The 14,411-nt window shown below is 68.6% G+C and carries 14 protein-coding genes; 4 read left to right on the forward strand and 10 right to left on the reverse strand.

The genetic code is table 11. The annotated features are described in order from the left end of the window. Positions 1–112 precede the first annotated feature (112 nt). The 7 genes from ON22_RS11285 to ON22_RS11315 form a co-directional block, all read right to left on the reverse strand. Entirely contained in the window at positions 113–1,009 is an 897-nt protein-coding gene (locus ON22_RS11285; RefSeq protein ID WP_231508714.1) for a 3-methyladenine DNA glycosylase, read from the reverse strand. Further along, the gene (locus ON22_RS11290; protein ID WP_033246212.1) at positions 1,006–2,073 is read right to left on the reverse strand and encodes a hemolysin family protein; all 1,068 of its coding nucleotides are present in this window, start codon (positions 2,071–2,073) and stop codon (positions 1,006–1,008) included. The genes ON22_RS11285 and ON22_RS11290 overlap by 4 nt, the downstream gene beginning before the upstream one ends. Then, a complete protein-coding gene (locus tag ON22_RS11295; RefSeq protein ID WP_033246211.1) occupies positions 2,066–3,460 on the reverse strand; it encodes a hemolysin family protein in 1,395 nt (464 codons plus the stop codon). Before ON22_RS11295 ends, ON22_RS11290 begins: the two co-directional genes overlap by 8 nt. Positions 3,461–3,708: 248 nt before the next feature. After that, a complete protein-coding gene (locus ON22_RS11300; RefSeq protein WP_033246292.1) occupies positions 3,709–5,145 on the reverse strand; it encodes a GuaB1 family IMP dehydrogenase-related protein in 1,437 nt (478 codons plus the stop codon). Positions 5,146–5,329: 184 nt separating this feature from the next. Beyond that, the gene (locus ON22_RS11305; protein ID WP_373280852.1) at positions 5,330–6,667 is read right to left on the reverse strand and encodes a DEAD/DEAH box helicase; all 1,338 of its coding nucleotides are present in this window, start codon (positions 6,665–6,667) and stop codon (positions 5,330–5,332) included. Next, positions 6,660–7,598: a M56 family metallopeptidase gene (locus ON22_RS11310; RefSeq protein WP_033246210.1), complete on the reverse strand. Its 939-nt coding sequence runs from the start codon at positions 7,596–7,598 to the stop codon at positions 6,660–6,662. Before ON22_RS11310 ends, ON22_RS11305 begins: the two co-directional genes overlap by 8 nt. 38 nt (positions 7,599–7,636) lie before the next feature. Beyond that, entirely contained in the window at positions 7,637–8,026 is a 390-nt protein-coding gene (locus ON22_RS11315; protein ID WP_033246209.1) for a BlaI/MecI/CopY family transcriptional regulator, read from the reverse strand. A 229-nt stretch (positions 8,027–8,255) separates the two neighbouring features. Between ON22_RS11315 and ON22_RS11320 the strand changes: the two genes are divergently transcribed. Next, entirely contained in the window at positions 8,256–8,963 is a 708-nt protein-coding gene (locus tag ON22_RS11320; protein WP_033246208.1) for a hypothetical protein, read from the forward strand. 348 nt (positions 8,964–9,311) lie between these two features. Continuing rightward, positions 9,312–9,758 (forward strand): PaaI family thioesterase, encoded by a 447-nt coding sequence (locus ON22_RS11330; protein ID WP_086007707.1) that lies wholly within the window; start codon positions 9,312–9,314, stop codon positions 9,756–9,758. A gap of 157 nt (positions 9,759–9,915) precedes the next feature. On the opposite strand, the gene ON22_RS11335 is transcribed toward ON22_RS11330, so the two are convergent. Next, positions 9,916–10,680, reverse strand: coding sequence for an SDR family oxidoreductase (locus ON22_RS11335; protein WP_033246206.1), 765 nt, complete (start codon positions 10,678–10,680; stop codon positions 9,916–9,918). Positions 10,681–10,871: 191 nt separating this feature from the next. Here ON22_RS11335 and ON22_RS11340 point away from each other — a divergent pair, with 191 nt between their 5' ends. Next, positions 10,872–12,503: an ABC-F family ATP-binding cassette domain-containing protein gene (locus ON22_RS11340; RefSeq protein WP_033246205.1), complete on the forward strand. Its 1,632-nt coding sequence runs from the start codon at positions 10,872–10,874 to the stop codon at positions 12,501–12,503. Between the two features lie 82 nt (positions 12,504–12,585). After that, positions 12,586–12,819 (forward strand): helix-turn-helix domain-containing protein, encoded by a 234-nt coding sequence (locus ON22_RS11345; RefSeq protein WP_033246289.1) that lies wholly within the window; start codon positions 12,586–12,588, stop codon positions 12,817–12,819. 86 nt (positions 12,820–12,905) lie between these two features. Here the strand turns inward: ON22_RS11345 and ON22_RS11350 are convergent, their stop codons facing one another. Together ON22_RS11350 and ON22_RS11355 are read right to left on the reverse strand one after the other, a co-directional pair. After that, a complete protein-coding gene (locus ON22_RS11350) occupies positions 12,906–13,865 on the reverse strand; it encodes an MvdC/MvdD family ATP grasp protein (protein WP_033246204.1) in 960 nt (319 codons plus the stop codon). Positions 13,866–13,876: 11 nt separating this feature from the next. Continuing rightward, positions 13,877–14,323, reverse strand: coding sequence for a hypothetical protein (locus tag ON22_RS11355; protein ID WP_033246203.1), 447 nt, complete (start codon positions 14,321–14,323; stop codon positions 13,877–13,879). Positions 14,324–14,411 lie beyond the last annotated feature (88 nt).

Here is a 14,411-nt window from a genome sequence, read left to right on the forward strand (position 1 = left end):
CGAGCTACCTCGTCCGACCCGCCCGGACGGTATTTGGGACACCATCCGGAATTGTCCAGTGATGGTAGCGATTCGGAGCCCGCCCGAAGAGGGCTTTCGCCGAATGCGGTGTTCAGTCCAGGGCTGCCAACAGGGATTCGCAGGAATCCAGCAGCCGGCGGCGCAGCACCTCGGCCCGGTCCGCGATCGCGCTCTGTGCCCGGACGTAATCGGCGCGGCCGGCGGGGGTTTCGATCGGTACGGGCTCGTAACCGTAATCCCGCAGATCGTACGGGCTTGCCCGCATATCGAGTTCGCGGGCATCACGAGCCAGGGAAAAACAGTCCAGCAGCAGATCCGAGCACACCAGCGGGCTGAGCTTGAAGCACCACTTGTACAGGTCCATATTCGCGTGCAGGCAGCCCGGTTGTTCGACGAGCGGCTGGTCGTCGCGGGTGAGATGCCGGTTGTTACGGCCCACGGCGGGCGGGGTGAAGAAGCGGAACGCGTCGAAATGGGTACAGCGCACCGGCATCGACTCCAGGACGGCATCGGTACCCGCCGCCCCCAGCCGCAGCGGGACCGAATCGTGACGGACCTCGCCGCTGCGGTACACCATCGCCCATTCGTGCAGGCCGAAACAGGACAGCTGGGCCGGTCGGGAGGCGGTCGCACGCAACAATCCGGCGATATAGGCCACGGTATCGCCGCGGGCGCGCAGGAACCGCGGATCGGCGGTCACCACGGGTCCGGAGACGGTGCCGGTCCCGTCGAGCCGGTGATAACCGCGCAGACCGCTGTACTCGGCGGCGCCGCGTAAGGCGACGCCGTATCCGGGGTGCCAGCGGCGCAGTTGCGCCGGACGATGCCCGTAGTAGGTCCACAGGAAGTCGAGCACCGGGTGGCGGGTTCCGGTGGCTCGCCGGCGCAGATATTCACCGGCGAGTTCATCGGCGCGGGCGGCGTGCGCGGTGGCACGTGGCCGCCACTCGGATTCGGCGAGGACCGCCACACCGGTACCGACCGTCATTCGGCTACCCGGTGCGTTGCATCGCGCACCGTACCGACGAACTGTTCGACCAGATCCTCGAGCGCCACGATCCCGACCGTGTTCCCCCGGGCGTCGACCACCCGGCCCAGATGACTGCTGGTGCGGCGCAGCCGCGCCAGCGCCTCGTACAGGGTGGTGCCCAGCAGTACGGTCGGCAGCGGCCGGATATCGGTGCGCGGGATCTCGGTAGTCGGTCCGGCCGACTCGTCGGAGACCTTGTCCAGCACATCCTTCACATGCAGGTACCCGACCAGCGACCCGTCCGCGGCCCGCACCGGATACCGGGAGAACCCGGTTTCGGCGACGGCGGTTTCGATATCGCCGAGCGTGGTACCGCCCGCTCCCCGTAACGGCACGGTGCGCATCCGGTGCAGCGGAACCATGACCTCGGCCACGAACCGCTCCCCGGTGCCCAGGGCCTGGGTGAGACGGCGGTGTTCCTCCTCGTCCAGCAGCCCCTCGGACCGTGATTCGCCGATCATCTCGGCGAGTTCATCGCTCGAAACCGCGGATTCGAGTTCGTCCTTCGGTTCGATCCGCAGCATGCGCAGCGTCGCGTTGGCCGCGAAGTTGTAGAGCGCGATGAGCGGCCGGGCGATCCGCAACCAGGCCAGATGCACCGGCACCAGCAACAGCGCACTGCGCTCCGGACCGGCGAGCGCGATGTTCTTCGGGATCATCTCGCCCAGCAGGATATGCAGGATCACCACGATGGTCAGCGCCACCACGAACGACACCGGATGCAGCAGCCCCTCCGGCAGACCCACCAGTTCGAAGGGGTATTCCAGCAGATGCGCGACCGCGGGTTCGCCGACCCGGCCCAGCAGAATCGAACAGATGGTGATGCCGAGCTGAGCGGCCGCCAGCATCATCGAAAGGTTCTGACCGGCCCGGATCACGGTATCGGCATTACGTTTGCCCTGCGCGGCGAGCGCCTCGAGCCGGTCGCGCCGGGCCGAGATCAGCGCGAATTCCGCGCCGACGAAGAAAGCGTTCCCGGCGAGCAGCAGCACGGTGAACCCGACAGCGAACAGATCACCCATGGTGGTACTCCCGTCCGGCCGGCTGCTGTTCGCGTTCGAGCGATCGGTCGTCGACCGGTACGAGCCGGACCCGGTCCACGCGGCGCCCGTCCATCCGATCGACACGGGCGAGCCAACCACCCGGGCCGTCGATATGGCGGCGGTCGTGGCCGTGCCGCTGCGGCAGAACGACGATATCGCCGGCCGCCGGGATCCGGCCGAGCCTGGTCAGCACCAGACCGCCGAGGGTTTCGTATTCGCCCTCGGGAGCCTGGTAGCCGGTGGCCCGGGAGACCTCGTCGATCCGGAGCAGCCCGGAACAGTCCCAGCCGTCGGAGACGCGGCGGACATCGCGTTCTTCCTCGTCGTGTTCGTCGCGGACATCGCCGAGGATCTCCTCGATGATGTCCTCCATGGTCACCAGGCCGGCGGTGCCGCCGTATTCGTCGACCACCAGCGCGACCTGCATACCGTCGGCCCGGACCCGTTCGAGCACTTCGTCCCCGTCCAAGCTGGCGGGTACGACGGGAACGGGTTGCGCGATCTGTGCCAGACCCACCCCGGCACGGGTGCGCGCCGGATGGGTGAAGGCCTGTTTGACGTGGACCACGCCGAGCGTGTTGTCCAGATCGCCGTCGATCACCGGGAACCGGGAGAAACCGGTGCGGGCGGCGGCGGCCAGCAGATCGCCGATGGTATCGGTGCGTTCGAGCGCCTCGATCTTGACGCGGGGCGTCATGAGTTCTTCGGCACTGCGCGCCCCGAACTGCAACGACCGGTCCAGGATCTGGGCGGTGCGCTGATCGAGCGCGCCGTGCTGGGCCGAGGTACGCACGAGCGAACCGAGTTCCTGCGGCGACCGCGCCGAGCGCAGTTCCTCGGCCGGTTCCACGCCGAGACGGCGCACCACCCAGTTCGCCGTGCCGTTGAGGAATTGGATCATCGGTTTGAACACCGTCGAGAACGCCACCATCGGTCCCGCGGTGGTGCGTGCGGTGGCCAATGGTGCCGCGATCGCGATGTTCTTCGGTACCAGTTCCCCGTAGATCATCGACAGTGAGGTCGCCAGGATCAGGGCGAGAACCAGCGAGATACCGGTCACCGCGGAATCGGGGATGCCGACCAGGCCGAACAGCGGTGCCAGCAACCGGGCCAGCACCGGCTCGGCGATATAGCCGGTGATCAGGGTGGTGATGGTGATTCCGAGCTGGGCCCCGGACAACTGGAACGACAGTGTGCGATGGGCCTGCCGGACCGCGCGGGCCCGGACATCACCGTCGCGGGCATGCGCTTCGACGGTGCTGCGTTCCAAGGCGGTGAGGGAGAATTCGGCGGCCACGAACAGGGCGGTGCCCGCGGTCAGCGCGACGAACCCGATCAGGCTCGCAATGGTGAGTACGACGGTCATATCCCCACCACCCGGCGGGCATCGGCAACGACGGCCGGACGAACAGGTGGTCGGTGGAGGGTCGTGCGGAGGGGGACGCCGGGTCTGTCACCCGGCTCGATAGATGAGCCCTCCTGAGTGGCGCCCTCGGACGCGGGTGACAACTGGTTCCTTTCGTCCTGGTGAATTCACGGCCGGCAACCGCCGACGCACCTCATGGTACCGGCCCGTACACCGGGGTGCACGGGCCGGTCGGCGGGGCCGCCCGCTCACCACCCGCCGGGCAGCGGGCGTCCCTCGGCGAATCCGGCGGCCGACTGGACTCCCAGCACGGCGCGGTCGTGGAACTCGGCGAGGGTGCGGGCACCGGCATAGGTGCAGGCACTGCGGACGCCGGAACAGATGTGGTCGATCAGGTCTTCGACGCCGGGCCGCTCGGGATCCAGGAGCATCCGGGAGCTGGAGATACCTTCCTCGAACAGGGCCTTGCGGGCGCGATCGTAGCCGCGGTCGGCGGCGGTGCGGGCGGCGACGGCGCGTTTGGAGGCCATCCCGAAGCTCTCCTTGTAGGCGTTGCCCTCCCGATCCACCCGCAGATCACCGGGCGATTCGTAGGTGCCGGCGAACCAGGAACCGATCATGACATTGGACGCCCCCGCCGCGAGCGCCAGCGCGACATCGCGCGGATGGCGGACGCCGCCGTCGGCCCAGATATGTGCCCCGAGGTCCGCGGCCGCGGCGGCACATTCGGCCACCGCGGAGAACTGCGGCCGGCCGACACCCGTCATCATCCGGGTGGTGCACATGGCGCCCGGACCCACCCCGACCTTGACGATATCGGCGCCGGCGGCGATCAGATCCCGGGTACCTTCGGCCGAGACCGTGTTCCCGGCCACGAGCGGCACGCCGAGGCCCAGGTCGCGGATGGAACGCAGCGTTTCCAGCATCTTCACCTGGTGCCCGTGGGCGGTATCGACCACCAGCAGATCGGCGCCGGCATCCACCAGCGCCTTGGCCTTTGCCGGGACGTCACCGTTGATGCCGACGGCGGCCGCGATCCGCAGCTTGCCGTCCCCGTCCACGGCCGGGGTGTAGATCCCGTGCCGTACCGCGCCGGTACGGGTCAGCACACCCGCGAGTGTGCCGTCCGGGGCGAGCAGCACCGCCAGATCGGCATGAGCGGCCTCGAGCCGGTCGAAGATATAGGACGGTTCGGCCGTGGCCGGGGCGGTGACGAAATCGGTGGTGGCGATCTCGTGCAACCGGGCGAACCGGTCGACATCGGCGCAGGCCGCCTCGGTGACAACGCCGACCGGCCGGTCCCGGTCGACGACGATCACCGCGCGGTGCGCCCGTTTATGGATCAGCGCCATCGCATCGGAGACCGAATCGTCCCGGGTGAGCGTGACCGGGGTATCCGCGATGAGCGAGCGGCTCTTGACGAACGCGATGGTTTCCGCAACCGCGCTGTTGGGCAGGTCCTGCGGCAGCACCACGAGCCCGCCGCGCCGGGCCACCGTTTCGGCCATCCGCCGCCCGGCGACCGCGGTCATATTCGCGACCACCAGCGGGATGGTGGTGCCGGAGCCATCGGCCGTGGTGAGATCGACATCGAACCGCGACGCGATATCGGTGCGGTTCGGAACCAGGAAGACGTCGTTGTAGGTCAGGTCGTACGGCGGGGTTTGTCCGGGGAGAAACTGCACTGCACCCATGGTAATCGGGTCCGGACCGCGGCGGGCGGGCATTGCCCCGGCTCCTCCCGGCATTCAGGTGTGGACTTCGCTTCGGTGACCGGCGACTACCGCGGTCGCGGGAACAGTGCACGCGGGGGCACAGTGCCCATACAGCTGTTCCGGTGGCCGTTGTGATGGAGGGCCGCGGGGACGATTACTTCGTCCGGCGTCGATGTGGGCGGCGTGACCGGGGCGGGTCGGCGGTGCGGTACCCGCGTCCGGCTCCGCTTCGCGGGCGGGTATGGCCGGGGGCTGCCGGTTCGGGGGCCGCGGGTGTGCCCGCGGGGGAGCGAGCGCCGGTGAGCTGCTGGAGTTCCCGGTCCTGTGGCCCGACGGTGTGGGTCACCACGTCGACGCCCGCTGCCTCGGTGAGGGCGGTGACCTCGGCGCGCTGATCCGGGGTCACCACGGTGACCACCGAGCCGGTGGCGCCGGCGCGCGCGGTACGCCCGGCGCGGTGGACGTAGTCCTTCGGGTCGGTGGGCGGATCGGCGTGGACGACCAGGGAAACCGCGTCGACGTGGATGCCGCGGGCGGCGATATCGGTGGCGACCAGGGCCGGTACCGCACCGTCCGCGAACGCTGCCAGGGTGCGCAGCCGCCGGTTCTGCGCTTTGCCGCCGTGCAGGGCGGCCACCGTAACGCCTTGGTCGCGTAGTCGGCGGGTGAGTTTCTCGGCACCGTACTGCGTGCGTACGAACAGCAGCGTGCGCCCTTCGCGGGCGGCGATTCGCGCGAGCACGGCGGGTTTGTCGGCCGTTTCGACGTAGAGCAGATGGTGGACGGCGACGGCTGCCGTGGGTTCGGGGGCGACGCTGTGGGTGACCGGGTTGCGAAGATAGTGCCGGACGAGGTCCTGGACGGATTCGTCGTCGAGGGTCGCCGAGAACAGCAGCCGCTGCCCGTCGGAGGGGGTCGCGTCCAACAGGTGCCGCACCTGGGGCAGGAAACCGAAATCGGCCATATGGTCGGCCTCGTCGACGGCCGTGACCCGCACTGCATCCAGTACCGCGGCACCCTGCTCGACCAGGTCGGTGAGCCGGCCCGGGGTGGCGATCAGCAGGTCGATACCGCGCTGCAGTTTGTCGGCCTGGCGGCTCGCCGGCATACCACCGACCGCGGTACCCAGCCGCAGACCCAGTGCGAAGGGTTCCAGCGCGCGTTCGATCTGCAGGGCCAGTTCGCGGGTGGGCGCCAGGATCAGCCCGCGCGGGGACCGGGGAATCGCGGGCCGCCCGGCGAGGCGGGCCAGCATGGGCAGCCCGAAGGCGAGAGTTTTGCCCGACCCCGTCGGTGCGCGGCCCAGGACATCGCGACCCGCCAGGATGTCGGGAACGGCCGCTTCTTGGATGGGTAGTGGGTCGGTGAGACCTTCGCGCCGCAGCGCCTGGACCGTCAGTACCGGCAGGCCCAGCCGGGCGAACGGCGGACGGGCGGGCGAAGCCGTGGAATCCGGTGACTGCCGCTCCGGGACGGATATCGGATCAGGCACGGAAGAGCCGGCTCAGCTCGACGAGCCAGGGAATCGCGACGGCCAGTGTCGGCACCACCAGGATGGCGAGCGAAGCGAGATAGGCGGCGCCGGCGATACGCATATCGCCGAGCGGCCCGGCCAGGCGCTGGATCCGGATGAGGGTGCTCGGACCGCCGACCGCGAGCGCACCCTGCGGGGCGGTGGATTTCGAACAGGCGACCAGTGCCCGGGCCAGCGGTTTGGGTCCGGTCACCTTCACCGCGGAATCGTCGGCCAGGAGTTCGATCAGCAGTTTCACCGAATCCAGTGCCGATTTGCTGCGGACGAAGCGGGGGAAGGCTTCGTGCGCCGCGGTGAACGCCTCGAGTACCAGATCGTGGCGGGCCCGCAGATGCGACCGTTCGTGGCTGAGGATGGCGGTCAGTTCCTGTTCGGTGAGATTGTCCAGGGTGCCCGCACTCACCACGACCCGGCGCCGCAGGCCCGGCAGGCAGTAGGCGATGGGCTCGGTGGCCGAGAGCACCCGGATATCGGCGGCGCGGCGGACCGGCCCGCTCTGGTCGAGCAGATCCACGAGCATGCGGTGGCGGGCCCGCCGCCGCCGGGTGTGGATCCCGACCCTGATCGACGCGTAGACCAGCCGCGCGCCGACCAGCAGGGTCAGCATGAAAACCGAGACATAGGCCAGCCACAGCGGCAGGCCGAGCGCATCGATTTCATCGGTGGGCTTGGTGGTCGGCCGGCCGTCGGGGCCGGGGACCAGGAGTTCGGCGGCGATGGCGAGCCCGGAACTGAAGGCGCTGAGCACGGCCGCCAGTGCGATGGCCTGCCAGAGGACGAGTGCGGCCCGCGGCACCCGGTAGGTCCAGGTTGCACGGCTGAGCGCCTCCGGGACCGGACCGGCGAGAAGCAAGGCAAGTACGGCGAATGCCGGTGCTGCTGCGTTCATCGACTCTGCTCACTGCGTTGTGGGGCCAGGGTCCGAGCTCACTGCGGCGGTGCGGTGTCCTCGGTTGCTTCGAGCTTAGCGAGCGCATCCCGCAGGGCCGCAGCCTCGTCCTTCCCGACCTGCTCCACGAAATGCACCAGGGCCGCTGCCCGGCTGCCGGCCTCGTCGGCTTGCTGCAGCGCATCCATCATGAGTCCGGCGACCAGTTCGTCGCGGCTGTGTACCGGAGCGTACCGGTGGGCGCGGTCGTCGCGCCGTTGCACCACGAGATTCTTCTTCGCCAGTCGCTGTAGCACAGTCATCACCGTGGTGTACGCGAGTTCACGGCGCGCCGACAGGGCCTCGTGCACCTGCCGGACCGTTTGTGGTTCGTCGGCCGACCACAACTGGTCCATAACCGCTTTCTCGAGTTCACCAAGTCCAGCCATCTTTCGATTTTACGACTTCAACGACACTTGGGCGTACTACAGGGTGTCGTAACGTCGTGGGATTGGTCATAGCTCACAGTTCGCCCGCTCGGGCGGTGATTCCGGGGGTGGTGCGAGACCGGCGTTCTACGCATTCGATTCGTTTGCGCGAAATACTTGCCAGGTCTGGTTAGGCTAACCTATCTTTCGATCAAGCCGTTGCTGCAACGCCGATCCCGAGGAGGTTCGAATGTCCGAACTGGCCACTGTGCGCATCCCCCGTCCCTACGACGCGGCATTCGGTTCGGCATGTTCCCGGCTGCGGTCGCTGCAGCCGGAGCATCCGCGGGTGTACGCCGCCGCGGCCATGGCCGATCAAGGCAAGCGGCGCTGGTGGGCGCTGTCCACCGGTTTGCGTGAGGGGCGGATCGACCTGATGTACCGGCGGCACGCCGCCGAGATGATCAGCGCGACCGCGGCCGCCGAGGTGGTCGCCACCGCCCTGATCCATGCGGTGGTCGGCCGGGTCGCGGCGCTGTGGGTCGCCGACGGTCGGGCCTGGGATCCCGGACTGGAGAACATCTGGATCCATACCGACAACGACGGTGGTATCGACTGGGCGGGTCTGGCCGATACGACGATTCGCGTAGTGGACGGGGATCCGCTGGCCGATGCACCGGGTGTGGTGACACTGCCGTGTGAGCGCGCGATGTGGGTATGGCTCGCCTACCGCTGTGAACCGTCGCTCCTGCTGGTGCAGGGTGCGCTGGCCCGGTGTGCCGGGTTGAGCCCGCGGCGCTTCTGGGCGTTGGTTGCCGAATCCGTGTGTGGCGCCACGACCTACGTTCCCGCGCTGGCGGGGGCCGATCCGGTGGCGGGCGCCCGGCGTGGGGAGGGCCTGCTGACAGCCCTCGAGGATCGCGGGCTGGCAATCCGGCGCGCCCAACGTGTTGCCTAGTTAGGTAAGCCTGACCTATACTTGGAAGCGGCGTACGGATCGCGCGAGAGTCCCGAGGGCTGCGGTGACCCCCGATCCAGACGCGCGGCGGGCTCCACGACATGTGGGGCCCGCCGCTTTCATTCCCGGATGACATACGGACCGAAACTCTGCACGGATCGCGTACGGCCGGCGTCGCCCCGGCCGTGGTACGCACAGGACGCTCCGGGGCCGACGACCGAGCTGGGCGGCGAGCGTTCGATCGCACCGGAACAGAGCGGCAGCGCGCGCAGCCGAAAGGCGAATCCCGGGACGTGTATCGGGCAACCGGTTCGGCCCCGTACACGGCCACCGTGCGATTGTTGAGACATGACCGAACAGCAGACCGGGCTCCCGCAGTCGATGGCCGATCTCGGCCCCGAGGAGCTGAACGAGATCAGCAAGGGGACCTTCGCGGGCCTGATGGGCCTGAAGGTGACCGAACTGGGCCCGGACCGGGTGCGGGGTGAATGGGTCGTCACTCCGCAGCATCATCAGCCGGCCGGGATCCAGAACGGCGGGGTCCTGTGTACCGCCGTGGAAACGCTCGCCAGCACCGGCGCCTCGGCCTGGTACGGGGACCGGGGAATCGTGGTCGGAGTCAACAACTCCACCGACTTCCTGCGGGCCGTACGCGCCGGCAAGCTCACCGCCGAGGCCACACCGATTCATCGGGGCGGGATGCAGCAGCTATGGCAGGTCCTGGTCACCGACGAGGAGGATCGGCTGGTCGCGCGCGGTCAGGTACGGATACAGAATCTGCCGCACCGGTCCTGAGGCCTGGGCGGCACAACGGCGGCCGAACGAAAGCCGGGCCGCGGCCGCGCGGACAGCGCGGCCGCGACCCGGCCAACGAGCGAACTCGGATATCTCCGGGCACCTGGGACGTCTCCGGTTGCTCGGGGCCTCCGGCTGCTCGGATATGTGGGGTTGCTCAGATTCCGCCGGTCGACAGCAGGCCACCGTCGACGCGCACTGTTTCGCCGGTGATCCACTGCGCCTGCTCCGAGGCCAGGAACGCGATCAGCCGGGCCACATCCTCCGGCGAACCGAGCCGCTTCATCGGATAGACCTGCGCCGCGGCCTCCTCGTCGGCCGAGTACAGCGCATCGGCGAAACTGGTCTTCACCACACCGGGCGCGACTGCGTTGACCCGGATCTTCGGGCCGAGCTGCCAGGCGAGTTCGTCGGTGAGCCGGATCAGCGCCGCCTTGGAGGCGCCGTAGGCGGCGATCACCCCGGTGGAGCGCAGGCCCGCGACGCTGGCCACGTTCACCACGGCACCGCCGTGTTCGCCCATCCAGGCCTTGTACGCCTCCTGGATATAGCCCAGGGCGGCGACGACGTTCACATCGAAGATCTTGCGGACCGCGTCGAGATCGGCCTCCATCAGGGAGCCGTACACCGGGTTGATGCCGGTGTTGTTGATCAGAATGTCCAGCGACCCGAATTCGGTGACAGCCCGCTGGACCGCAGCCGTGCGTGCCTCGGCGTCACCGGAGTTACCGGCCACCGCGACGACCTCGCCCTGATGCCCCAACCCGCGCAGTTCGGCGGCCGCCTTCTCCAGCGGTTCGGGTTTGCGCGCGGTGATCAGCACGTTTGCGCCCCGGCTCAGCAGCTCTGCGGCCACCGCGTAGCCGATACCCCGGCTGGCCCCGGAGACCAGCGCGCTCTTACCCAACAGATCGGTGCTCATAGCCGGGCACGTTACCGTGTCCGAGACGGCTGCCGGTCGGCAGCGGCGGTGCCGGTGGCGGCAGCGGTCGGGGCCACCGCGCGGGCAGGTAAAATCGGTGGTTCCGTGTCCGGATACGGCCGATGATGGGTGGAAAGTTCCGCCCGAACCCGCCGGACCGTCGCCCCCAACCTGCTGCCGAGGAGATATCTGTGATCACCGCGACCGACCTCGAGGTCCGGGCCGGCGTCCGTACCCTGCTGTCCGCGCCCGGACCGGCGCTGCGGGTACAGGCCGGCGACCGGATCGGCCTGGTCGGCCGGAACGGCGCCGGTAAGACGACCACCCTGCGCATCCTGGCCGGGGAAGGCGAACCGTACGCCGGCACGATCATGCGGTCGAGCGATATCGGCTACCTGCCGCAGGATCCGCGCGAAGGCAATCTCGATGTGCTGGCGCGCGACCGGGTGCTCTCGGCCCGCGGCCTGGACGCACTGATCCGGGATATGGAGAAGCAGCAGGCGCTCATGGCCGAGCTCGCCGACGAAACCGAACGCGAGCGGGCCGTACGCAAGTACGGGCGGCTCGAGGATCGGTTCTCCGCGCTCGGCGGCTACGTCGCGGAAAGCGAATCCGCCCGGATCTGTCACAGCCTGGGCCTGCCGGACCGGGTGCTGGGGCAACCGCTGCGGACGCTCTCGGGCGGTCAGCGGCGGCGAATCGAGCTGGCCCGCATTCTGTTCGCGGCCTCCGACGGCAGCGGCGGACGGTCCGATACCACGTTGCTGCTCGACGAACCCACGAACCACCTGGACGCCGATTCCATCACCTGGCTGCGCGGGTTCCTGCAGAACCACGACGGCGGGCTCATCGTGATCAGCCACGATGTGGAGCTGCTCGCGGACGTCGTGAACAAGGTGTGGTTCCTCGACGCCGTCCGCGGGGAAGCCGATGTCTACAACATGGGCTGGACCAAATATCTCGATGCCCGCGCCACCGACGAGCAGCGGCGCCGCCGGGAACGCGCCAACGCCGAGAAGAAGGCCTCGGCGCTGCGGACCCAGGCCGCCAAACTGGGTGCCAAGGCCACGAAAGCCGTTGCCGCCCAGAATATGGCCAAACGCGCCGATCGGCTGCTCGCCGAACTGGACGAGGTGCGCGTTGCGGACAAGGTCGCGCGGATCAAATTCCCGGAACCGGCGCCCTGCGGTAAGACCCCGTTGATGGCGGAGAACCTCACCAAGGTCTACGGGTCGCTGGAAATCTTCACCGGCGTGGATCTGGCGATCGATCGGGGCAGTCGCGTGGTGGTCCTGGGTCTCAACGGTGCCGGTAAGACCACCCTGCTGCGGCTGCTCGGCGGTACCGAGGAGCCGACCGGCGGCTCGCTGGTGCCCGGTCACGGGCTGAAAGTCGGGTACTTCGCGCAGGAACACGACACCCTCGACGATACGGCCAGCGTCTGGGAGAACATCCGGCATGCGGCACCCGATGCGGGCGAACAGGAATTACGCGGTCTGCTGGGCGCCTTCATGTTCAGCGGTCCGCAGCTCGACCAGCCCGCGGGGACACTGTCCGGTGGCGAAAAGACCCGCCTGGCGCTGGCCGGGCTGGTCTCCTCGGCGGCGAACGTGCTGTTGCTCGACGAACCGACCAACAACCTGGACCCCATCTCCCGTGAACAGGTCCTCGACGCGCTGCGCACCTACGCCGGTGCGGTCGTGCTGGTCACCCACGATCCCGGTGCCGCCGAAGCCTTGAATCCGGAGCGGGTGATCCTGCTCCCGGACGGCACCGAGGACCACTGGTCGGCCGAGTACCTGGAATTGATTCAGCTCGCGTGAGTTTCATCACAAGAACTCATTGCCGGATGCTCGCCGAATGCTTAGCCTGAGAGTGACGCTGCTCGGCGACTCGGAGGAAGCCATGGGCGACAGGCCGGTACAGAGCAAGAGCACATTGGGTAAAGGCACCCGCGTCACGGGAAAGTCACGCGACCGCCTGCAGTCCCAGTTGAAGAAGCAATACGAAGCAGGGGCGAGCATCAGGTCGCTGGCACGTGCGACCGGGCGTTCCTACGGGTTCATCCACAATGTGTTGACGGAGTCGCATGTGCAGCTCCGCAGCCGTGGTGGCGCGAACCGCCGTAAAGCCCGCTAGCCGCACCGTATCGGCAGGCCCCGCCGCCGGATATCGACCCGGCGGCGCGCGGCCCGGTGTGCTGTGACGAGCCGGAGATGCCCGGTTCACCAGCCGGGTACCGCGCTGTCGCCGTGCGCCAGCAGGCCGGCGAGACTGGCGAAGATCGGCAGCCCGGTCTTGATCTCGAGATAGGCGAACTGTCCCTGCGGGTTGACCTCGAGGAAATAGTGCTCGCCGTCGAGACCCACCCGCAGATCCAGCACGCCGAAGCGGAGTCCGAGCGTGCCCATCAGGGTGGCCAGTGATTTGCTGACCCCGGCCGGAAGGCGAGCCGGGGAGAAATCGACCGAGACGTCGAGTCGCGAGTCGACGCGGCCCGCACCCGCGCGGGAATCGATCCGGACCGTCCACTCCTGCCCGTCCACCCAGACCACGCGTAGATCGCATTCGGGATCGATATACCGCTGGAAGATCGTCGGCGCCCAGCGGATCGCACCCAGCCGGTCCAGATCGGCGGGTTCGATGAGCCGGGTCTCGGCGAACTCCGCCCGGGACGTGCCGGTGCGTTTGAAAACGACCCGCCCCGGACTGTTTTCGACGAATTCGCGGGCCGCACCGGGATCGTTGGTGACCAGGGTCTCCGGAATCGCGCAGCCGGCCCGGCGGGCGGTGTCGAGCTGCACGATTTTGCGGTGGGCGAGCCGATCGTGGCCGGGATCGTTGACCCACCGGGCCGGTAGCGACCACAACAGCCCTTGCGCGAACCCATCGCATTCGGCCTGCCGGTAGGCGTCGTCGTCGGCACGGATCCCGGCCGGGACCCGGCTGGGATACGGACGCCGCCACCACACCGCGCGGACGTCGTCGAGGCCGGACAGACCCGCCAACGAGCGTGTGCTCGCGGACCCGTCGAGCCGGAAACTGCCCGATTCCCGGGGGAAATCGCGGAGATCGAGCCGTAGTGTGGCGATGCCGTACTGTTCTCGCAGCGTGGACTGCATGGCGGCGGCGTGCAGATCATCGGATTCGGAGACGATGAGGACCGACCCCTGCCGGGTGGTCATCGTGCTGCCGCTCAGTCGAGACTGTCGCAGTGGACACCGTCGTCGCTGCTGTTGTGCGACCGGGTCTGCGCGAAGGTGAAGGTCGCCGGGTGATGTGGTAATTCGGCGAGATGTAGCCGCCGCGCCCAGGTTTCGGTGAGCCGGCGGAGCTGGGTATCGCCGAGGGCCGGTGACGGGGGCGCCGCCAGCGTCAGCGGCCGTTCCCCCACATCGATACGGAGCCGGCGGGTGAAATCGGCGGTCGCGCCGGACCGGATATCGACCAGGACCGCGCCCGCAGGGGAGCTGGACCGGCCGTCGTGCTCGCGGATCCCGAGTACATCGCAGGGATCGAACGTCCACGTCCCGTCCGCGACCTGGATCCGGACAGCGCCCTCGTCGTGCCCGAGGAGCACACCGGCGAGGGTGGCCACCGCATCGGATTGCGTTGTGCCGACGGGAGGCAGGACATCGGTCATCTGATTTCTCCGATCTAGCTCGCAATGTGCCACGACCCGAGCGCGTCCGGATCATAACGCCGCCGAGGGGCGGTGGCGGCCGATATCG

Origin of the sequence: Nocardia carnea NBRC 14403 (genome assembly GCF_000308515.1) — a bacterium.
GTDB classification, from domain to species: domain Bacteria; phylum Actinomycetota; class Actinomycetes; order Mycobacteriales; family Mycobacteriaceae; genus Nocardia; species Nocardia carnea.

What these genes read in the sequence shown, in the direction of transcription:
- ON22_RS11315 (WP_033246209.1), bottom strand. Translation starts at nt 8,026, where the DNA reads ATGGCTGGACTTGGTGAACTCGAGAAAGCGGTTATGGACCAGTTGTGG.
- ON22_RS11320 (WP_033246208.1), top strand. Translation starts at nt 8,256, where the DNA reads ATGTCCGAACTGGCCACTGTGCGCATCCCCCGTCCCTACGACGCGGCA.
- ON22_RS11330 (WP_086007707.1), top strand. Translation starts at nt 9,312, where the DNA reads ATGACCGAACAGCAGACCGGGCTCCCGCAGTCGATGGCCGATCTCGGC.
- ON22_RS11335 (WP_033246206.1), bottom strand. Translation starts at nt 10,680, where the DNA reads ATGAGCACCGATCTGTTGGGTAAGAGCGCGCTGGTCTCCGGGGCCAGC.
- ON22_RS11355 (WP_033246203.1), bottom strand. Translation starts at nt 14,323, where the DNA reads ATGACCGATGTCCTGCCTCCCGTCGGCACAACGCAATCCGATGCGGTG.
- ON22_RS11285 (WP_231508714.1), bottom strand. Translation starts at nt 1,009, where the DNA reads ATGACGGTCGGTACCGGTGTGGCGGTCCTCGCCGAATCCGAGTGGCGG.
- ON22_RS11290 (WP_033246212.1), bottom strand. Translation starts at nt 2,073, where the DNA reads ATGGGTGATCTGTTCGCTGTCGGGTTCACCGTGCTGCTGCTCGCCGGG.
- ON22_RS11310 (WP_033246210.1), bottom strand. Translation starts at nt 7,598, where the DNA reads ATGAACGCAGCAGCACCGGCATTCGCCGTACTTGCCTTGCTTCTCGCC.
- ON22_RS11295 (WP_033246211.1), bottom strand. Translation starts at nt 3,460, where the DNA reads ATGACCGTCGTACTCACCATTGCGAGCCTGATCGGGTTCGTCGCGCTG.
- ON22_RS11350 (WP_033246204.1), bottom strand. Translation starts at nt 13,865, where the DNA reads ATGACCACCCGGCAGGGGTCGGTCCTCATCGTCTCCGAATCCGATGAT.
- ON22_RS11345 (WP_033246289.1), top strand. Translation starts at nt 12,586, where the DNA reads ATGGGCGACAGGCCGGTACAGAGCAAGAGCACATTGGGTAAAGGCACC.